Source organism: Psychrobacillus sp., from assembly GCF_056205495.1.
The window spans coordinates 1-19,687 of record NZ_JBAEAP010000037.1; the positions used below are offsets into that span (position 1 = coordinate 1).

At 37.2% G+C, this 19,687-nt stretch carries 19 protein-coding genes and 2 other annotated features; of the genes, 6 read left to right on the forward strand and 13 right to left on the reverse strand.

All coding sequences use genetic code 11. The annotated features are described in order from the left end of the window. Window positions 1-27 precede the first annotated feature (27 nt). The gene (locus tag AC06OU_RS01060) at window positions 28-828 is read right to left on the reverse strand and encodes an aminoglycoside adenylyltransferase domain-containing protein (RefSeq protein WP_475853481.1); all 801 of its coding nucleotides are present in this window, start codon (window positions 826-828) and stop codon (window positions 28-30) included. 142 nt (window positions 829-970) lie between these two features. On the opposite strand from AC06OU_RS01060, the gene AC06OU_RS01065 reads away from it, so the two are divergent. After that, window positions 971-1,819 (forward strand): DegV family protein, encoded by an 849-nt coding sequence (locus AC06OU_RS01065; protein WP_298474136.1) that lies wholly within the window; start codon window positions 971-973, stop codon window positions 1,817-1,819. A gap of 21 nt (window positions 1,820-1,840) precedes the next feature. Here the strand turns inward: AC06OU_RS01065 and AC06OU_RS01070 are convergent, their stop codons facing one another. The 7 genes from AC06OU_RS01070 to AC06OU_RS01100 all read right to left on the reverse strand — a co-directional run bounded on the left by AC06OU_RS01070 (window position 1,841) and on the right by AC06OU_RS01100 (window position 10,624). Continuing rightward, complete coding sequence (locus tag AC06OU_RS01070) at window positions 1,841-2,047, reverse strand: GNAT family N-acetyltransferase (RefSeq protein WP_475853482.1); 207 nt, start codon at window positions 2,045-2,047, stop codon at window positions 1,841-1,843. Window positions 2,048-2,447: 400 nt separating this feature from the next. After that, window positions 2,448-3,641, reverse strand: coding sequence for a threonine--tRNA ligase (thrS, locus tag AC06OU_RS01075; RefSeq protein WP_475853483.1), 1,194 nt, complete (start codon window positions 3,639-3,641; stop codon window positions 2,448-2,450). A gap of 51 nt (window positions 3,642-3,692) precedes the next feature. After that, window positions 3,693-3,912, reverse strand: a binding site (T-box leader). Between the two features lie 37 nt (window positions 3,913-3,949). Beyond that, window positions 3,950-4,172, reverse strand: a binding site (T-box leader). A 61-nt stretch (window positions 4,173-4,233) separates the two neighbouring features. Further along, window positions 4,234-4,779 carry an N-acetyltransferase family protein gene (locus tag AC06OU_RS01080; protein WP_475853484.1) on the reverse strand — a complete coding sequence of 182 codons (546 nt, stop codon included), beginning with the start codon at window positions 4,777-4,779 and terminating at the stop codon, window positions 4,234-4,236. Window positions 4,780-4,800: 21 nt separating this feature from the next. Beyond that, window positions 4,801-6,141, reverse strand: a complete 1,341-nt coding sequence (locus tag AC06OU_RS01085) for a CoA-disulfide reductase (protein WP_475853485.1) — start codon at window positions 6,139-6,141, stop codon at window positions 4,801-4,803. Between the two features lie 153 nt (window positions 6,142-6,294). Further along, window positions 6,295-8,376, reverse strand: a complete 2,082-nt coding sequence (locus AC06OU_RS01090) for a catalase (protein WP_475853486.1) — start codon at window positions 8,374-8,376, stop codon at window positions 6,295-6,297. Between the two features lie 267 nt (window positions 8,377-8,643). Further along, complete coding sequence (locus AC06OU_RS01095; RefSeq protein WP_475853487.1) at window positions 8,644-9,423, reverse strand: enoyl-ACP reductase FabI; 780 nt, start codon at window positions 9,421-9,423, stop codon at window positions 8,644-8,646. A gap of 292 nt (window positions 9,424-9,715) precedes the next feature. Further along, window positions 9,716-10,624 carry a MerR family transcriptional regulator gene (locus AC06OU_RS01100; RefSeq protein WP_475853488.1) on the reverse strand — a complete coding sequence of 303 codons (909 nt, stop codon included), beginning with the start codon at window positions 10,622-10,624 and terminating at the stop codon, window positions 9,716-9,718. A 320-nt stretch (window positions 10,625-10,944) separates the two neighbouring features. Here AC06OU_RS01100 and AC06OU_RS01105 point away from each other — a divergent pair, with 320 nt between their 5' ends. The 4 genes from AC06OU_RS01105 to AC06OU_RS01120 all read left to right on the forward strand — a co-directional run bounded on the left by AC06OU_RS01105 (window position 10,945) and on the right by AC06OU_RS01120 (window position 15,431). Beyond that, window positions 10,945-12,243, forward strand: a complete 1,299-nt coding sequence (locus AC06OU_RS01105; protein WP_475853489.1) for a protoglobin domain-containing protein — start codon at window positions 10,945-10,947, stop codon at window positions 12,241-12,243. 24 nt (window positions 12,244-12,267) lie between these two features. Next, complete coding sequence (locus tag AC06OU_RS01110) at window positions 12,268-13,338, forward strand: ABC transporter permease (protein ID WP_475853490.1); 1,071 nt, start codon at window positions 12,268-12,270, stop codon at window positions 13,336-13,338. A 4-nt stretch (window positions 13,339-13,342) separates the two neighbouring features. Then, window positions 13,343-14,050, forward strand: a complete 708-nt coding sequence (locus AC06OU_RS01115; protein ID WP_475853491.1) for an ABC transporter ATP-binding protein — start codon at window positions 13,343-13,345, stop codon at window positions 14,048-14,050. A 202-nt stretch (window positions 14,051-14,252) separates the two neighbouring features. Then, complete coding sequence (locus AC06OU_RS01120) at window positions 14,253-15,431, forward strand: aminotransferase class I/II-fold pyridoxal phosphate-dependent enzyme (protein WP_475853492.1); 1,179 nt, start codon at window positions 14,253-14,255, stop codon at window positions 15,429-15,431. Window positions 15,432-15,500: 69 nt separating this feature from the next. Here AC06OU_RS01120 and AC06OU_RS01125 read toward each other — a convergent pair whose 3' ends face one another. After that, window positions 15,501-16,898, reverse strand: a complete 1,398-nt coding sequence (locus AC06OU_RS01125) for an MATE family efflux transporter (RefSeq protein ID WP_475853503.1) — start codon at window positions 16,896-16,898, stop codon at window positions 15,501-15,503. Window positions 16,899-17,144: 246 nt separating this feature from the next. Here AC06OU_RS01125 and AC06OU_RS01130 point away from each other — a divergent pair, with 246 nt between their 5' ends. Next, a complete protein-coding gene (locus AC06OU_RS01130; protein ID WP_298474101.1) occupies window positions 17,145-17,543 on the forward strand; it encodes a VOC family protein in 399 nt (132 codons plus the stop codon). 47 nt (window positions 17,544-17,590) lie between these two features. On the opposite strand, the gene AC06OU_RS01135 is transcribed toward AC06OU_RS01130, so the two are convergent. The 4 genes from AC06OU_RS01135 to AC06OU_RS01150 all read right to left on the reverse strand — a co-directional run bounded on the left by AC06OU_RS01135 (window position 17,591) and on the right by AC06OU_RS01150 (window position 19,632). Continuing rightward, window positions 17,591-17,950 carry a hypothetical protein gene (locus AC06OU_RS01135; RefSeq protein WP_342567228.1) on the reverse strand — a complete coding sequence of 120 codons (360 nt, stop codon included), beginning with the start codon at window positions 17,948-17,950 and terminating at the stop codon, window positions 17,591-17,593. Between the two features lie 97 nt (window positions 17,951-18,047). After that, on the reverse strand, window positions 18,048-18,524 hold the full coding sequence (locus AC06OU_RS01140; protein ID WP_475853493.1) for a glutathione peroxidase: 477 nt from the start codon (window positions 18,522-18,524) through the stop codon (window positions 18,048-18,050). Window positions 18,525-18,529: 5 nt separating this feature from the next. Beyond that, window positions 18,530-18,973, reverse strand: coding sequence for a MarR family winged helix-turn-helix transcriptional regulator (locus AC06OU_RS01145; protein ID WP_475853494.1), 444 nt, complete (start codon window positions 18,971-18,973; stop codon window positions 18,530-18,532). 137 nt (window positions 18,974-19,110) lie between these two features. Beyond that, window positions 19,111-19,632 carry a tubby C-terminal domain-like protein gene (locus tag AC06OU_RS01150; RefSeq protein WP_475853495.1) on the reverse strand — a complete coding sequence of 174 codons (522 nt, stop codon included), beginning with the start codon at window positions 19,630-19,632 and terminating at the stop codon, window positions 19,111-19,113. Window positions 19,633-19,687: the final 55 nt, after the last annotated feature.

Consider the following 19,687-nt stretch of genomic DNA (forward strand, 5'->3'; position numbering starts at 1 on the left):
CACCTGTTAATCTTCTAATTTCCATTTCTATACCTCCTGAAAAAAATAGCGTGCATTACAAAGTTCATGTGCGTACAATATTAAATCTCGACAAGCCTCTGCACGTGAGTTTTCTGTTTCAAATAACGATGGAGACTGCTCTAATGCACGAATTCTCATTCCTTCTTTTAATAAAGGATGCCAAACATCTGGCAACATACTTAATCCTTTTCTCAGTGCTTCTTTTTTTGAAATGATCTGCTGATATTCGAGTGAATAAAGAATTCTGCAAATAGTAGTTGTAACAGCCTCCACCACTTCATCAGGCACTGAATCTGGTATTTCTTTCGTCTTTTCATACCAATAATGATTTATATTGTATTTTAACGTCCCTAAGACGTCCTCCCATTCAGTAGAAATCTTTAACTCTTGAATATCTGTCCCCTGCAATACAATTCCATGGTTTTTTAAAACCCACCAAGTTACATGATTAATATCCCAATGTCCAACCTTAACAACGCCATCTGCACAAAAAGGATAAGGATTGATATCTTCATTTATTTTACTGAGGTCTGCTGTTTGAATATACATACCGTCCATCCGAGAACCTAATTCCTCTTTAGACAATTGAAAATGAAGATCCTTTATTATTTCTATCTCTTTCTCATTTACCTGTCGATTTAATAAAACGATAAAGTCTATATCACTCTTCTTCTCATCAAAAGCGTCTAAAGCAACGGAGCCATACAGATAGACTCCTTCTATTAAATTCATAGGCAAATGTGTATTTAATTGCTGTAGATATAGTTGCATTAAATTATGTAGAGAATACGGTAATAAATACTTCAACCTTTCACCTCCTCTAAATATGTTCAAAATATGTTCCAGTTCCCGAAATTTCGACAAAACATGACAAGTAACACTATTGATATGTATTCATCTGCGTTACATTATCGCTAACAAATTATTTTTATTAAGGAGATTATCAACTGTGAATAAAAAAGTTGCTTGGATCACTGATACTGCCGCTTTATTGGAACAATCATTTATTGAAAAACATAATATACATGTCTTACCGTTAAATATTGTTTTTGAAGAGGGTGCATTCAAAGAAACGATTGATATGACACATGATGAATTCTATGACAAATTAAGAACGGCTAAAGTTCATCCAAAGACCTCTCAGCCTCCAATTGGTGAAATGGTACAACTATATGAAGACCTAAAAGCAGAAGGATATGATTGTGCAGTTGCCGTCCATACATCAAGCGGTTTGTCTGGCACCTACCACAGCTCACAAACCGCTTCTAAAATGGCCAATTTCAAAGTATATTCCATTGACTCCAAAATAGGCTCTTATCCAATGGTCAAAATGCTAGAGGTTGGGAAAAGCTTGTTAGAAGAAGGCCGGGGCGTAGAGGAAGTTGTAGCTCATATAGAAAATATGACAAATAACTCTGAGTTATCCTTTATTCCATCTAGCTTGACTCAGCTTCATAAAAGTGGTCGTGTTTCCGGCACAGCAGCCTTTCTTAGCAATCTATTAAATATAAAAGTGGTGATTTCCTTTGATAATGGAAAAACCGTCCCGACAGAAAAAGTACGTGCTACTAAAAGAGCTAAAAACTATGTAATGGGACGCCTTCGAAAAGATATGAAAATAGCAGAAGTTCCAGAAGTTGCAGTAATCAACTGCAACAACAAAAAGGATGCTCAAACGTGGAGAGAAGAAATCCTGCAGGAATTCCCTAACCTTAAGGTTATTGTCATCCCATTAAGTGCCTGTGTAGGAGTTCATGCTGGAGAAGGGACCATTGGACTTAGCTGGGTTCGGTATTAATATAATTTATAAAGGGGTTTGCTATTTAGCAAACTCCTTTTTTAACAAAGAGCAAATGGAAACATCGCAAAACTGCCCTTTTTCAAATGACGATTTCCTTAATGTTCCATCATATATAAATCCTGCCTTCTCCAAAGTTCTTTTCGATGAACTATTTTCTGAATCATAGAGTGCTTCCATTCTATTTAGCTCCATTTTTTCAAAGCCATAAGTAAGTATAGGCTGCATAAAAGTTAATCCCTAATAAAACTATTCCACCAAACAAGATAAACCATTTAACCATAGCGACACTCCTTATCGAGAGTTTATTCGAGATGATGGCCATAAAATCCTTTTTTAATGGTGCTAAAGGATGTCTACTACAATTCGATGGCTCGGTTGACCGCATGGCACTCCATACCCTCACAACTTCCAGCCAAGTTTACGACAATCATCCAATAATTTACTACAATTCCTCGCCGGCTCTATCCCCTTGACCGGATTTACGACAATCGTCTCTCCGATTACTACAATGCCGGGATACTTTACGACAATCTTTCGATAATTTACTACAATCCCTCGCCAGCTCTTTCCCCCTGACCTGATTTACGACAATCCGTCGTCATCCTATCCACTTACCACCACAACTTTACTTTCCCAGATGATGTCCAATAAATGCTTCTATTCCCATATCACCAAGGCTTCCTACTCGATGCTTCCTAACGGAAACAACTTGATTCTCCATTTCCTGGTCACCGATGATCAGCATATACGGATGTTTTTGCATGGCTGCCTCTCGTATCTTCAATCCAATTTTTTCTACGCGGTCATCTACTTCTACCCGGTAGCCTTCTTGTTGTAGCCGCGACTTTACTTCCTCCGCATAAGCTAGATGAGCATCTGCGATAGGCAATACCCTCACTTGAACTGGGGCTAGCCATAGTGGAAAATTACCTTGAAAGTGTTCTAATAGAATCGCGATAAACCGTTCTATGGAGCCGTAGATCGCTCGATGAATCATGATAGGACGACGAAGCTGATTGTTTTCATCGACGTACTGACAATTAAATTTCTCCGGCATTTGAAAATCAAGCTGAACAGTTCCACACTGCCAGCTACGTCCAAGTGAATCAAGTATATGGAAGTCAATTTTAGGACCGTAAAAAGCTCCATCTCCCTCGTTTACTTGATATTCAACCTGTTTACTTTTCAATACGGATTCTAGTGCTCCTTCTGCTTGGTCCCATGCTTCCACAGAACCCATAAAATCCTCTGGACGAGTTGATAGCTCCACCTTATAGCTAAATCCAAATTTACGATAGAATTCATCCACTAGATCTAACACCTTCGCAAGCTCATCTTCAATTTGCTCCTCTAGAACAAACAAGTGAGCATCGTCTTGAGTAAATGCTCTAACACGTAATAGACCATTCAAAGATCCCGAAAGCTCATGCCGGTGTACTAATCCTAGCTCTGCATACCGTATTGGAAGTTCTCGGTAGCCTCTTCTTTTACTATTAAAGATTAAAACTGCTCCTGGACAGTTCATTGGCTTTATCGCATACTTTTGTTCATCCACATCTGCAAAATACATGTTTTCATGGTAATGATCCCAGTGTCCCGATTTCTCCCACAGCTCCTGCTTCATCATGATAGGAGTTTTTATCTCCTGGTAGCCAGCTCGCTGATGCTTCTCTCTCCATAGATTTTCTAGTTCATTTCGTAAGACCATTCCTTTGGGTAGATAAAATGGCATTCCAGGAGCTTCCTCCATGGACATAAATAATCCTAATTGCTGACCTAATTTTTGATGACTTAATCTTTCCTCGGCTTTTACTGACATTATAATTCCTCCTAGTTTTGTTTAAATATAAAAAGACCACACCCATCCCGGTAAAGGGACGAGTGTGGTCGTGGTTCCACCCTAATTTTGCCGTCATTAAAAAATACGGCTCTCATAAAATATAACGGTTTCCCGGTTATGGATACTAGTTGTTCCCCATAATAGCTCCAAGGTGGTAAACTATTCGCCTTTCTAACAGGGCTTTCAGCCGATGACCCTGCTCTCTAATTAGAAGTTGTTGAATAATCCATGTCCTTTTCATAGCTTAAATATAAAGTTGTACATACAAAAAACCACACCCATCCCGGTAAAGGGACGAGTGTGGTCGTGGTTCCACCCTAATTTTGCCGTCGAATAAAAAATACGGCTCTCTAAAAAGATAACGGTTTCCCGATTATGGATACTAGTTGTTCCCCATAATAGCTCCAAGGCGGTAAATCATTCAATTTTCTTACAGGGCTTTCAGCCAATGACCCTGCTCTCTAATAAGAAATTTATTGAAATGACTCATGTCCTTTTCTTTGCCTAAATAACATAAATTAATTTTTAATAGTATATTCAATAAGTTTGGAATAGTCAACTAAATTTTGTTTTAGATGAAAGAACGTCCCATCACAACCGTGTGATAGTATTTCCCATCCTTTAAAATTTTATCGTTTTTTAATATACCCTCTACCTCGAAACCATACTTTTTATATAAGGCAATCGCCTTTTCGTTTGTATGTAATACATTTAATGAGATCTTTTTGATACTACTGGCATCTGCCCAAGCGATCGACTCCTTCAAGAAGTTCGGACCGATACTCAGCCCCCAATATTCTTTTAAGACACACACACCAAATTCTACTTTATGTGCAAACCGCTTTAAGCCGTTCCCTGCACATCTAGAAAAGCCAACGATCCTCCCCTCAATCTCTGCGACTAAAAAGAGATTGCTCACGGAAAGGGTGTCATCCTCAATTAGCTTCTCAAAGCCTGTGACATCAATGAATGCTTCCCCTTGTTCTCTATCTAGATTCTCCGTTTCCCCGTCGATTTGAACCCTGACCTCGGACAACTGTTTTGCATCGAGCTGACTGGCCGATCTTATTTTATACGAGATATCTCTAACCTTAAATTCCTTTGTCTCTATTTCCATCTCTCAATTTCCCACTTTTCTTTATTTTCTCTTATCGAAGTTTCTTTTAGCAAGCTGCTGTAAAGGATCCCATACACCGTTAAATGGTGGAGCGTACGATAGGTCCAGGTCTAATAAATCTGGCAGCTTCATGCTGTGGTAGAGGGCAGTTGCTAATACATCGGTGCGCTTGTCTACTCCATGCCCACCAACAATCTGACCACCTAGAAGCAATTGATCCTCTTTACGATAAAGGAGTTTTATCTGCATTAACTCTTTACCAGGATAATACCCTGCAATATCACTGGCCTCAATCGTACTTGTGTCGAAAGGAATGTCTAGTTCCTTTACTTCCTCCTCTGACAGTCCGGTTCTACCAATCGACAATTCAAAGAATTTCATAATAGAGGTACCGACAATACCTTTAAACGGTATTTTTTCTCCAATCATATTGAATCCTGCAAGCCTACCTTGTTTATTGGCAGTAGTACCTAGAGGGATATAATCGTTTTTTTGTTTCAAACGATTAAAATGAGTGGCGCAATCTCCTGCCGCATAAATATCTGGAATACTTGTTTCCAAATATTCATTTACGATTATAGCTCCATTCTCTAGAGTTTCTATTCCTGTCTCCTTAAGGAAATTAGTTGCTGGTTTTATGCCAATAGCTATTAGCACTAAGTCTGTTGAGTAGGACCCTTTGTCAGTTACAACTGCTTGGACTCGTGTCTTCCCTGTAAAGGATTTAACCTCCTCATTTAGTTTGACCTCCACATTTTTTTCCTTTGCCTTTTGTAGTAATATGTCTGACATCTCTGGATCAAGAATTGGCATTAGTCGATCTCCACGTTGAATTACTCGGACCTCTTTACCAATTTCTCTTAGATTTTCTGCCATTTCTAAACCAATATATCCTCCACCGATGATTGTAATGTGTTTTATAGCCTCTAAATCAGCTATCAATGCCTCGGTTTGTGGAATGGTTTTAAACGTATGTATCCCATCTAGTTGTGTACCCTCCCAGTCAGGTACAACGGAGCTAGCACCAGTTGCTACCAACAATCGGTCATATTTAACCTCAAATCTTTCTCCAGTTACTAATACATTACCTGCAACTGTTTTGTTTAGATGGTTTACTTCAGTTACTTCATGTCCTATTTTTGCATCAATCTTGTATTTAGTTCGAAACATTTCCACGCTTCGTGCGATTAAATCTGTCGTAGAAAATATCTTTTTGCCAACTACATATGGTAAGCCACATTGTCCGTATGAATAAATATTTCCTTTTTCTAAAGTCGTAATTTGAGCTGTAGAATCGTTGCGAAAAATCTCCATTGCAGCACTCATACCAGCTGCATCTCCGCCTATAATGACATAATGCATACATTCTCCTCCTCATATCTCTTTCTATTACTTCTCTTTTAGATGATAATGTTCCTTCTATATGTTAATAATGCCCTTAATTTCATTAAGTTAATCTCAATCAAAAGAGGTATGCCCTGTATTAAAGGACATACCTCTTTAACTGTAATTTGATTAAACCGCACGATCCCAAAAGCGATGCGCCGCCACTGCATTAATGAACTCATCTACAAAGTGTACTTTGTCATTTGCTAACACACCAACTTGACCTACAAGCCCCATTTCTTCTAGAAGCTCGTCACCACTAAAGGTAGACCCAATAGGCTTATAATGTGTAAATGCTTCTTGGACAAATAACATAGCATTTTTCTTAAATGCAGGTGTTGTTCCATCATTGCTAGCCACATAGACCGCGTCAAATAAAACAGAATCCGCTGTTAAGAATGTGTGATCTACTGGTAAGCTTGCACCATTTGCTCCAGCTACACTTCCATGATGATCACTCACGACCATAGGAAGAGTTCCTTTTGCTTTTAAAGCCTCCATAAAGCTCAATAACTCTTCATCAAAGCCATCTCCTACAAGAATTGCTATTTTTCTAGTATCAGGCTTCATTACTGTATTTAGCTGACTTAATGCCGGTGAAGATTTGGTTACTTTATTCTCAGCAGTTCCTTGAATAACCATTCCTAAATTCTCTGCAACTTTGCTCGCCATTTCTAAATCTATGTTTGCAATCATTTCTAACGCTTGAGTACGTACCGACTTCTCTACACATTTACCAAGCTCAAAGCTAAATGCTTCAATTATGTGTTCCTTCTCTGGCTTACTCATACTATTCCAGAACATTGTAGCTTGAGTAAAATGATCCTTAAAGCTTTCGCTACGTGCTCTTACTTTACGAGCATCTATTTTTTCTTGATAGTGGGCATATCCGCCCTCTGCTTCACTAACTGGCGCTGGCGTGTTGTTAGCGAGTGAATTTTTGTGATAGCTAACTTGTCCAACGTTAATCGTTTGTCTTCCGTATCCATCTCGCTGGTTATTATGGAAAGGACAAACCGGACGATTGATCGGAAGTTCGTGGAAATTAGGACCACCAAGTCTTATTAACTGTGTATCCGTATAAGAGAACAATCTTCCTTGTAAAAGTGGATCGTTGGTAAAGTCAATACCAGGAACGACATTACCTGGATGGAATGCTACCTGTTCTGTCTCCGCGAATACATTATCAACATTTCGGTTTAATGTCATTTTTCCTATACGCTTAACCGGCACCTCTTCCTCCGGCCAAATTTTAGTAGGGTCTAATATATCAAAGTCAAAAGAGAACTCATCTTCTTCTGAAATAATTTGCACGCCAAACTCGTATTCTGGATAGTCTCCCTTTTCAATTGCTTCATATAGATCACGGCGGTGGAAGTCGGGATCCTTACCATTAATCTTTTGTGCTTCATCCCACACAACCGAGTGAGTTCCAAGCAATGGCTTCCAATGGAATTTTACAAAGTGGGCCTTTCCTTCTTCATTGACAAATCGGAAGGTATGGACTCCAAAACCTTCCATCATGCGAAAGCTTCTAGGAATTGCTCGATCTGACATTGCCCACATAATCATATGTGCCGATTCCTGGTTGTTTGCTATAAAATCCCAAAATGTATCATGTGCCGTAGCTGCTTGAGGCATTTCGTTATGAGGCTCTGGCTTCATAGCATGAACTAGATCTGGAAACTTAATAGCATCTTGAATAAAAAAGACAGGAATATTGTTAGCGACTAAATCGTAGTTTCCTTCTTCTGTATAGAATTTAGTCGAGAACCCTCTAGCATCACGCGCTAGCTCGCCTGACCCGCGGGAACCAGCTACTGTCGAAAACCTTACAAAGACAGGGGTCTTAGAACCAGGTGTTTGTAAGAACTTCGCTTTTGTATAAGGCTTCATGGATTCGTACACTTCAAATACTCCATGTGCTCCGTAACCTCTAGCGTGAACAATTCGCTCTGGAATTCGCTCATGATCAAAATGCGTCATTTTTTCTCTAAAATGAAAATCTTCCATAAGTGTTGGACCACGATCTCCAGCCTTTAAAGAAAATTCATCCTCTGAAACTTTTAAGCCATGATTAGTTGTCATAGCTTTATCTTTATCTACCGCACGAAATTGTTCTAATTGTTCATTTTTACTGTTTTCATTTACTTTATTATCCAATCGAAGTCCTCCTCTAATATAAATTGCTTCTATAGGATAATTACCCATAATTTTATTAAAAAAACTTCTTTATTATAATCTTTCTAAATTAGTAACTAGTTTAGAGCTTTAAAGCACATAGTTTCTATTAATTTATGAATGAAGGAAGTATGATTGATTTTTCCTTTCTACGTGGGAAAGATAGGGTAGTAAAACTTGGATAAGTTTATCTTATTACGAGCTAAAAGAAAAAATACCTCAAGAGATTATATATCTCTCGAGGTATATCGCTTACACTCTGAAGCTATAGCTGAGAATATCAACCATTGCTTTTATTTAACCCATAATATTGTATCCACCATCTACGTACACTATTTCTCCAGTGACACCTCGTGATAAGTTACCAAGAAGTGCAACCGTCATTTCTCCTACTTCTTGTTGTGTAACATTTCGTTTAAGAGGAGCAGTTTCTTCTATTTTATGCAAAATAGTGTTAAAAGAAGAGATACCCTTAGCTGCTAAAGTTCGAACGGCTCCAGCAGATATCGCGTTGACGCGAACGTTTTGTTTACCCAGATCTACTGCCAAATATTTTACAGATGCTTCTAGGGATGCTTTAGCGATACCCATTACGTTATATCCTTCTAAAACACGCTCTGCTCCAAGATAGGACATGGTGACAATAGCTCCACCCTCTGTCATAAAAGGAGCTGCTTCTCTTGCTGCAGCAATTAAAGAGTACGCGCTAGTATCCTGAGCAAACGCATAACCCTCTCTCGAAGTTTTAATGAAGTCATCTTTTAGATCTTCTGCATGAGCAAATGCCACTGAATGAACAACCCCGTGGATCACTCCTACTTCCTCACCAATCTTCTCGAAGGCTTCTTTAATGCTTTCATCGCTATTAACATCACATTCTACTACTAGCTTAGCCTCTAAATTATTATCTCCTAATAATTTTTGGATTTTCCCTAGAGAGCGTTCTTTTCGGTAAGTAAAAATAACATTTGCTCCAACATCAAATAAGGTTTTAGCTACTCCCCATGCCAAGCTTCGCTCATTAGCCACGCCCATTACTACTACATTTTTATCTTTTAGTTGTATTAAGTCCTTCATAAGAACCTCCCGTTTTAACCTGTTATTAGTACCTGTTACTAATTTTATCATACCACATGAATCTTCTCTTGTACTATGCAATTTTCTTTTTTCATTCAGTAGTTTATTATTATTTGAATTAACTTCATAATTTCTTTTTTATGAAAAAATACGATCACTTAAATGAGTATAATACGCCTTTCTAATAATCAAGTATAATTGAATTCAGCTATCGGGGACTCTTTCCTTCGGTTGAGCGATAAGCAACATAAAAGCTACTTGCTTTCTCCAATGAGGAAAGCAAGTAGCTTTTTTAATCTAATACTTCATTTATAGAATTTGCTAAGCTTATATTTTTTAAATTCTTGCAGGCAAAATATTGCATAGCCCCTGCTCCACCTATATAAAATTTAGTTTCTTTATGATTTTCAGCAAACTGGTCCAACCCAGCTAGCAATTTAGGGTTGCGTTCAAAAGGTATGCTTGTCGAGGCAGACAATAGAACCTTTTGTGGTTTAAGTTTTTCTACCATTGATTCTATTGCTCCTGGTGCAGGAGAAGCCCCTATTAAAAAGGATTTCCATCCCTTCATCATAAATTGTAATAATAAAATGTGAACAGGTATTTCATGGGTTTCATGAGGAAGACAGCATCCTATCACCAGCGGTGCATCATCCCTATAATGAAAATTACGTCGAATTTGCACTAGGAAATCACGGACAATCATACTAGAAACAGCCTCCTGATACTCATCCCATTCTTCCTTTTCCCATCGATTTCCCACCTCGAATAAAAAGGGTAATACAACCTTATCTAAAAAATTTTCTAAGCCGTAATGAAAGTATGCTTGCTGCAACGTATACGTTAGCTCTATTTCATCGCAATCTGTCCCATGCTCCAACAACTTAAAAACAAAATCATTAAACTCTGGAAAAGAGGATTCCTCTTCGATTGGCAGCTCCACTTGGGCATGATCTAATTGTTTTTCCTCCAAGACCTGAGCAACTGCTTGTTTTAGAGAATATCCCTTCTCAGATAGAACCTTTACTTTTAAAAGCTTCTTTATATCCTCTTCACTATAAACTCGATAGCCGTTATCTAAACGTTCAGGTTGTATCAGGTCATAACGCTCTTCCCATTTTCGAATAACCTGCTTTGACAAACCTGTTACATTAGACACCTGTTGAATATTATAATTACTATTTGGGCGAGCTTGCATCATCTATATTCATCCTTTCAGCCTCTATGTAAAAGCTGCTGTTGCTTTTGTTAATTAATCTATAGTATAACATCATCCCCTCAACATTATACAGTAGTTCTGCCAAAAAGAAAATTCCAGCTTTAAATACTTATCCTAATATCTCTAAACTGAGGGATTCTTAGAGTATATTCGCATAATTCATTCCACACACTACTGTATAATGTATAATAAATAATATTATACAAACATTTGACAAACCTCATACATCCTGTTAATAATTAGAGTATAAGAAAATCCAATTGCAGCTATTCATCAAGTTTATTCAATAAGGAGAGATTAGATTGGTAATACCTTTTGCGAAAAAATGGTTTAAAGAAACGGAAGTCAATACAACCGTAAAAGAACCAGTTATACAGTTGGAGCTTTATCCAGAATTAAAGAAGCAAATGAAGTTAATTGGTCTAGGCAAGGACGATATAAGAATGATACATACGTTTCAGCCCTATGTGGAAAAGGGTATAGACGATATTGTCTCTGTTTTTTATGAGCAAGTCCTTTCAGTTCCCTCCTTACGAGCAATTATTGAAGAAAGAACTCAAATCGAGCGTCTAAAGAAAACAGTCGGCAGTTATATTATTGAGATGTTCAGTGGTGAGTTCACGGAAACTACTATTGAGAGAAAACGAAGATTAGCCCAAATGCACTTTCGGATTGGATTAGAGCCCAAGTGGTATATGGGGACCTTCCATCAAATACAGACAATTATCATTTCGTTAGTTAACAAGGAAATAAGGGATCACTCCCAGAAAGAAAAAATCTCACTTACTATTTCTAAGCTCATTAATTTAGAAATGCAGCTTGTGCTAGAAGAGTATGAAAAAGAAAACGTGAAGCTTCGCCAACAGCAATACGATACTGTTAAAACAGAGCTAAAAAGTAAAATTTCATCCATAAGTGAAGACTTGGCAGGCTTAACTGATGAGACGACGACCTCCATGGAACAGGTCGAATTGAATACTGCTAGGATACGCGAAAGTGTTCAGGCTAATATGGACAGCGTTAAACAAATACAAACAGAAGCTAACGACGGTAATAAATTAATAGAACTTCTTCAAAGACAAATGGAGCTTGTCACTGGTAATACGGGAGAAATGGCAAAAATTATTGTTGATTTAAAACATTCTTCCGAAGAAATTTTTCATATCGTTGGGCTAGTAAAGCAAATAGCGGAACAAACCAATTTACTGGCATTAAACGCATCTATAGAAGCAGCTCGAGCAGGTGAGCATGGAAAAGGCTTTGCAGTGGTGGCACAGGAAGTAAGAAAACTAGCGGAGCAATCTAAACGCTCTGTAGAAGAAATTACATACTTGGTACAAACCTCTACCAAGCTTACAAACAAAGCAGTTACCACTATTGCAAATATGGAAAAGAGTGTTGAGTTAGGATTAGAAAGCTCCCAGGATACTAATCGGAAATTCAATAAAATTCTTTTTTCAATAGATGAAAACACCGACTATATAAACCAAGTAGAGTTTCAAGTGTCAAACCTTGTAGAGGTAATTAGAGATATTTCAAATGATACTAAAACAGTTGCTGTAACAGCTGATAGCCTTTATCAAACAGCAGTACAGCTTTAATAAAAGAGATAGGAAGTGAATGGAATGTTTTTAGCATGGAATGAAATTAAAAAAAATAAGTTACGCTTTTTTCTAATCATAGGAGTCTTAATGTTAGTGGCATATCTTGTATTTTTCCTTTCCGGGCTTGCTACCGGTTTAGCAAACCTAAATCGTGAAGCAGTAGATAAGTGGAATGCAACTGCTATTGTACTTGCCGAAGAATCGGATAAAAGTCTACCGCAATCATTTATTAGCACCGAAGAATTAGATAACATCGATGCACAGGATAAGGCAATACTTGGACAAATAAGTGCTATTGCGACAAACGGGGATTCTAAGCAGAATGTGTCTATATTTGGCATAGACAAAGATGAATTTTTGATGCCAAAAGTCAGTGAGGGTGACGAATTCTCCTACGAAAATGAAGTAGTAGCAAGTGATAATTTAAAAGAAGAGGGTTTTAAAATCGGAGATGAACTAGAACTTTCATCTACTGATGAAACATTAACGATCGTCGGCTTTACAGAAAGCTCACGGTTTAATGGTGCACCCGTGCTCTATGGAGAACTAGCAACCTTTCATAAAGTAAAGTTCGGTGAAGCAGCTGAAGCAAATGAGGATCAAATAAATGGTATTGTAGTTTCAGATGACAGCCTAGATGCTATAAACACTAGCAATGATGAGCTTCAAATTACAGAAATTGAAAACTTTATTGAGAGTCTTCCTGGATATACTGAGCAATCACTTACCTTAAACTTTATGATTTACTTTCTATTTGGAATCTCTTCTGTCATCGTTGCGATTTTCTTATATGTTCTAACCGTTCAAAAGATTAGTATGTTTGGTGTCATGAAGGCACAAGGAATTTCTAACGGTTATCTTTCTGTTTCAGTAATCGTCCAAACCTTCCTGCTTGCCTTCATAGGGGTTGTTGTCGGATTCGGCTTAACCATTTTAACGGGAAAATTTTTACCAAGTGCAGTTCCTGTAGCCTTTGATTTAACGACTATGTTAATCTATGGCGCTGTATTAGTTGTTGTTGCAATTCTAGGAGCAGTCTTCTCTGTATTTACCATTGTGAAAATAGATCCATTAAAGGCGATTGGAGGATAAGTAAATGGCGATTTTAAAGTTAGATAAGGTAAAAAAAACGTTCGGTTCAGGTCATAAGCAGGTTGATGCTTTAAAGGAAACTGATTTTGTAGCCGATAAAGGTGAACTTATTGCAGTGATTGGCCCTTCAGGTTCAGGAAAGAGTACTTTCCTGACAATTGCCGGAGGGCTGCAATCCCCTTCTAGCGGCGAGATTATTGTAAACAATCAAAATCTCACGAATCTAAATGAAAAAAAACGGTCTAAAATTCGACTTAAGGAAATAGGCTTTATATTGCAGGCCTCCAACTTGGTACCTTTTCTAACAGTAGATAAACAGATGAAATTACTCGATAATGTAAAAAAAGACAATATGACAAAAGAAGAGCTCGAAACGTTGTACGAAAATCTCGGTATTACTGAGCTGCGTAAAAAGTACCCTTCTGATTTATCAGGTGGTGAAAGACAGCGTGTTGCAATTGCCAAGGCATTATATAGTAAACCTTCTATCCTGTTAGCTGATGAACCAACCGCATCTTTAGATTCTGATCGTGCATACGAAGTGATGAAGCTATTGAAGAAAGAAACGGAAAATAACCAAACTACTACGATTGTTGTAACTCATGATACTCGTTTAATTGAATACTGCGATAAAGTTTATGTCATGACGGATGGAATATTAGAAGAAAAAAGCAAAAAGGAAGTGGAGCAAACTGATCCACTATCTCACTAAATACTACTTTTAGGGGGGCTGGCAACAGCCTTCTTTTTTTATAAAAAGTTCTACGTAAAAACATTTGATGATTAAATAAAGCTCTATTTATGACTTTTACTCCCCACTACATAACAATATCTTATATTTTTCTCAATATTAATATAATTTGTGTTATGATGATACATAAAATTTATTAATTGTTTGCAAGGGAGTGCTTTCATTGATCATTCAACCTTCTACTAAAATGTCCTTATTTGAGCCAGCAATATTTGGTGACTTAAAAGCAGCAGCAGCCAGAAAAAAAGAATCCGGATTCGAGCTATATGACCTTAGCCTAGGAAGTCCTGACATCCCGCCAAGTGAGGCGGCTAGGAAAGTACTATCTGATTTGAGCTTTTCAGCAGAGTCTTACGGCTATACATTAAGTGGAACGAAGCGTTTTTATGAGGCAGTGGCTAATTACTATCAGCGACGTTGTAATGTTTCACTAAATCCCGAGACTGAAATTGTCCAAACGATGGGCTCTCAGGAGGGACTAGTCCATTTACCTCTAGCCTTTTGTGATGAGGGGGATATCATTCTAACGACCAACCCTGGATATGTTGCGTATGATGCAGGTATAAAATTAGCAGGAGCAGAGCCTTACTATATGGATCTTCTAGAAGAGAATGACTACTTACCTGATTTAGGTGCGATCCCAACAGAAATAGCTCAAAAAGCCAAGCTAATGATATTAAATTTACCTGGAAATCCTGTACCTGCCATGCCAAGCGAGGAGTTTTTCCAACAGGTAGTTGCTTTTGCTAATACATATAATGTCATAATTCTACACGATGCAGCATACTCTGAATTTTACTTTACTGGAGACTCTCCTTGTAGCTTTCTTTCAACACCTGGTGCTCTTGAAGTAGGAATGGAGATTAACTCCTTATCTAAGAGCTTTAGTTTGGCGGGAACCCGGATAGCTTATATTGCTGGAAATTCGGAAATGATCGGTATTATGAAACAATTAAAATCTAATTTAGACTTTGGCATTTACGGTCCAATTCAAGAGGCAGGAATTGTTGCTCTTAATCACGCTGAGGAAATTACTGAATCACTACGCAAAACCTTCTCTGAAAGACACAGAGTAGTCATGGATGGATTAAGAGACCTTGGATGGAATGTGGCACCCTCTAATGGTGGCATGTTTGTTTGGGCTAAGTATCCTTATGAAATTTCTGATAAGGAATTTGTCTTCGAGGCAATCGATCAAACTGGTGTAGTGATGGTCCCAGGTACTGTCTTTGGTTCAGCAGGAGCTGGCTATGTACGAATTGCATTGGTTCAAAATGTAGAAATACTAAAAAAAGCCATCGAACAATTAAGGAAGCTAAAAATTAATTCGTTAGTTCTATAATTATCTTCTAAGTAACAGAAAAACCATCGACATTTAACTGTCGATGGTTTTTATTCTGACAGCTAAACATTAGACTGTCTGACTGTCCAAATCAGAGTTCTCTTCTTTTTCATGAACCAGCGCATACTTTTCCCATTTTTTACTCTTCCATCTAAAGAACATGATAATTCCACGTAGCCACTCATCTGCTGCTATAGCTAACCATATTCCTGGAAGTCCCATATCGAGTACAAAAACAAATAAATATCCTAATGGTACGCTCATCATCACCATTGACAAGGCCCCCATTATTACCGGGAAGGTTGCATCGCCTGCTGCACGTAACGAGTTGATAATCACAATATTCAACGTACGACCAGTCTCAAGTATGATACTTAAGACAAGTACAGAAGCTCCAATTTTAATAATTTCCTCGTTATCTGTGAATAAACCCATCAAAGGGTGACGGAACGTGATTACAACAGCAACCATTGCTAATGTAAATATGAACGCCCTTTTTACACTATACCAAACAGATTTATAGGCCTCCTCTTTTTCATTGGCCCCTACAAACCTCCCGACAATTATTGCAGTTCCCATACCTATTGCGACTGCAAACAAATACGTAAACATCGATATATTGACAGCATACTGCCTAGCGGCCAATGCTTCTGCTCCTAAATAAGTAGCATAATATAAAAATACGATTTGACAGCCTTGATATAAAATTTGTTCAAAAGCTGAAGGCAAACCTATTTTAAGTATTTTTCCCACATACTCTTTAGAGATGGTGAAATAGTAACTTACTTGCACACGGTACTCCATTACTTGATATAGAAGCCAAAAGAATACAAGAAGCGCTATAAAACGACTCACTACAGATGATATGGCAGCACCTTGTACGCCTAGCTCAGGAAAGCCAAATTTACCGAAAATTAATGCGTAGTTACCCACGACATGAATTATATTCATCCCTAACGAAACAAACATTGTTTGCTTTGTATAACCATGTACACGAATAATGGCAGCCAAAGCATTAATCAATGCTTGAAGAAAAATACCACCACCAACAATCATTAAATATTGATTGGCAAACTCAAGGACCTCTCCCTCTAAGTTCATACCCGCCATAATACTTTTAGAAAATATGACAAACCCAATACTAAGAATAATTCCTACCCCAAGATTTAAAGTTACGGCAAGACCGGAAATTTTAGAGGCCTCTATATATCTTCTAGAACCTAAATATTGTGAAACTACGATAGCTGCACCATTACCAACTACCTCTAAGATTAATATCGCAATATGAATATATTGGTTGGCTGCCCCAACTCCTGAAACAGCATTATCAGATACTGCACTTAACATAAAAGTATCTGCTATTCCCATTAACATAAACAAAAATACTTCTAAAAAGATTGGCCAAGTTAAATGAAATAAGCTTAGCTTTTCTCCTAAATCCTTCTTTTGTCTAATTGCCAAGTTTATTCCTTCTTTACTATCATTTTTTCACAGAAAAAATCTTACCATAGAATCCTTCAATCTACTAATAATATTTTATACTTTTCATTTAATTTAAAGTTAAGCTTCAAGTTAAAAGGGACCAGTTTACTATTACATTTTTATTATATTTTATTTAAATTATGCTAAAAATTATTAGATTTATAGAGGGAAAATAAGGGTAAAAATAGAATATATTAGTACGTACATTCTTTTATAGGAGGTCTAACGCAGATGTCTCACTTTATCTCTCGTATCGCCACTGTAGAAATACCCGTCAGTAATTTAGAGAGCTCAATGGATTTTTATATGACTGTTCTCGGGGTTCATGTTGAATCTAAAGGAGACAAGACTGCCATGCTTTCCTTTCATACGAAAGGAGTTCCTACTATTTTTTTAGTAGAAACAAAAGAAGTTCGACCTTTATTTTTTACTAATACTCACTCTAGTGTGATCCATAGCATCATCGACTTTTATACGCCTTTGTTAAAAGACTTTTATCAATGGTTGAAAAAAAATAAAGTTGAGGTTGGGCCACTGAATGTAAATGAGGAGGGTCTAGGAGGTTTTGGCTTTAAAGATCCTGATGGGAATAATTTAAGTGCAAGTAATATTGAGCATTTTGGACAATAGTTAACATAAAATAAGTCTGACTCTAAAGAGTCAGACTTATTTTATGGTTAATGAATAGATGGTTGTTCAATTCCAATATTTTGATGAATGTAATGCTTTAACGCGGGCTCCGAAAGCTCGATTTCATTTATTTGTAAGCTATCTTTGACGTATGCAAGTTTATTTCCTTCTGTTGCATATGATTGGATGTGTAAAGTGTTATCCATGTATAAAATTCCTTCATTTGTTATCATTTTATCCTCTTTACTCAACAAACCTTTTTTTGTAAGTTCCTCCTGAATGGTAGAAAGTCGGTCACCTAATCCTTCCTTCAAAGCTTTTGATAAACTACCTTCTGCTCCCTTTTCCAGAAAATTGCACACGTAATAGGCAAGTAGTGTTTGTTCTTTTACAGTTAGTCTCTCCATGCTATTTCCCCATTTCGTCTCTTTTTCTCTTTATTCCTTTTTTTCCTAAAACTTAAACATAAAGGACCTAGATCTTTGGCAATCCAGGTCCTTTACTTTATTCATTTATTATATTTTTTATGTCTTCTTCAAATTCCTTTGGATTGTCAGTTGGAGCATACCTTTTCACAATATTACCGTTTTTATTGATTAAAAACTTTGTGAAATTCCACTTAATCTTGCTGGAAAGTAAGCCTTTGGTGTTGGTAGTTAGATATTTAAATAACGGATGTGCTTCGTTGCCATTAAGTTTTACCATTTCATGCATGGGAAAGGTAACTCCATAGCTCATTCGACAAGCCTGTTCCGCTTCCGCTCCATTTCCTGGCTCTTGGAAGAACTGGTTGGAAGGGAAGCCTAGAACTACTAAACCTTCATCCTTGTATTTTTTATAAAGGATTTCTAGACTATCAAACTGATTACTTAGTCCACACTTAGTTGCCGTGTTAACGATAAGCATCGGCTTTCCTCTGTATTCACTTAAGTCATATTCTGTTCCGTCCGATTTTTGTACTTTAATGTCATAAATACTCATTTTCATCACTCCTTCATTTTCGATAAAAAAGCATTTAGTTCTTTTAATTGGGACATGAGTGTACTTGCATTCATGTCTAGGAAGTTACAGCTTGTAATTTTTTTTATAATGGATTGTTCAATTTCATCTTCTGCTTTTTTAGCCTTCTCAGTTAGAGATATAATATAGGCTCGTTTATCCTCGTTAGATTGTTTCTTTTCAAGCCAGCCCCGCTCAATCATTCGGTTAATAATAGGGTTTAACGTACCGATTCCTAGCTCCAAACGCTTTCCAATATCTCTCGTCAGCAAATGATCCTCTTCCCATAATGCCAACAATACTAAATATTGAGGAAACGTTAATTGAAATGGCTCCAAGGTTTTAGCATATTGCTTAGTAAAGTTACTGGAAGCCTTATATACCTCGAAGCATAGCTGCTGCTCTAATTTAGAGGGTTTCTTATTACTCATTTCTTACTCTCCTCACATAAATACATCGCACACGATGTATTTAAATCATATCGTACCTTTTCAAAAAAGTAAAAGAATCTGACTTTATAAAAAAAAGGCTTCACAGCTGTCAAAAGCAACCGTGAGCCTTACGTTTATTAACTTCCTATATATAATGCACATTGGCTGATAGCGATAAAAAAAGCAGGATTTTGTATTGGAGAGTCTTCATAAATTTCTAGCTCTATTAAGAACTCATCTTCTACCTTTGCTTTCCACCTAGCAATTTCTTTTCCTTCCCAAACATAGCTAGACCATTCTTCTAGTTCCTTTTCAATTACTATATTGAAATCCTTACCAAGAATTAATAGGTCAGCCACTAGTTCCTTCCATTTATCATAGGTTATTGTGTAATGTTCCTTTGTTTCATAATCAAAGGCTTGAAAAAATACTCTGCCCTTCTTTGAAACCTTTTTACATGTGAAAATAATTTGATCATTTAAGTCATATATATCGTAACGAAGGAAGTAACGGTATTCCATGGCTCTATCCAGGAATCGCTTTAAACGATTAGAGTAATACCTTTGAAATGTACAAATTCCTTTTCCCTCTTCGTTATATACAGTGGTTTTAGGGGTTATTTCTATCTCTAATGGTTGCGTATAGTGATATGTTGGCATTTTTATTTTCTCCTTTAAACAGTTGCTATAATAATAGCATTTTTGGACCTATATC

What these genes read in the sequence shown, in the direction of transcription:
- AC06OU_RS01070 (WP_475853482.1), bottom strand. Translation starts at nt 2,047, where the DNA reads ATGCAGCCTATACTTACTTATGGCTTTGAAAAAATGGAGCTAAATAGA.
- thrS (WP_475853483.1), bottom strand. Translation starts at nt 3,641, where the DNA reads ATGTCAGTAAAAGCCGAGGAAAGATTAAGTCATCAAAAATTAGGTCAG.
- AC06OU_RS01080 (WP_475853484.1), bottom strand. Translation starts at nt 4,779, where the DNA reads ATGGAAATAGAGACAAAGGAATTTAAGGTTAGAGATATCTCGTATAAA.
- AC06OU_RS01085 (WP_475853485.1), bottom strand. Translation starts at nt 6,141, where the DNA reads ATGCATTATGTCATTATAGGCGGAGATGCAGCTGGTATGAGTGCTGCA.
- AC06OU_RS01090 (WP_475853486.1), bottom strand. Translation starts at nt 8,376, where the DNA reads ATGGGTAATTATCCTATAGAAGCAATTTATATTAGAGGAGGACTTCGA.
- AC06OU_RS01095 (WP_475853487.1), bottom strand. Translation starts at nt 9,423, where the DNA reads ATGAAGGACTTAATACAACTAAAAGATAAAAATGTAGTAGTAATGGGC.
- AC06OU_RS01100 (WP_475853488.1), bottom strand. Translation starts at nt 10,624, where the DNA reads ATGATGCAAGCTCGCCCAAATAGTAATTATAATATTCAACAGGTGTCT.
- AC06OU_RS01110 (WP_475853490.1), top strand. Translation starts at nt 12,268, where the DNA reads ATGTTTTTAGCATGGAATGAAATTAAAAAAAATAAGTTACGCTTTTTT.
- AC06OU_RS01115 (WP_475853491.1), top strand. Translation starts at nt 13,343, where the DNA reads ATGGCGATTTTAAAGTTAGATAAGGTAAAAAAAACGTTCGGTTCAGGT.
- AC06OU_RS01130 (WP_298474101.1), top strand. Translation starts at nt 17,145, where the DNA reads ATGTCTCACTTTATCTCTCGTATCGCCACTGTAGAAATACCCGTCAGT.
- AC06OU_RS01135 (WP_342567228.1), bottom strand. Translation starts at nt 17,950, where the DNA reads ATGGAGAGACTAACTGTAAAAGAACAAACACTACTTGCCTATTACGTG.
- AC06OU_RS01140 (WP_475853493.1), bottom strand. Translation starts at nt 18,524, where the DNA reads ATGAGTATTTATGACATTAAAGTACAAAAATCGGACGGAACAGAATAT.
- AC06OU_RS01145 (WP_475853494.1), bottom strand. Translation starts at nt 18,973, where the DNA reads ATGAGTAATAAGAAACCCTCTAAATTAGAGCAGCAGCTATGCTTCGAG.
- AC06OU_RS01150 (WP_475853495.1), bottom strand. Translation starts at nt 19,632, where the DNA reads ATGCCAACATATCACTATACGCAACCATTAGAGATAGAAATAACCCCT.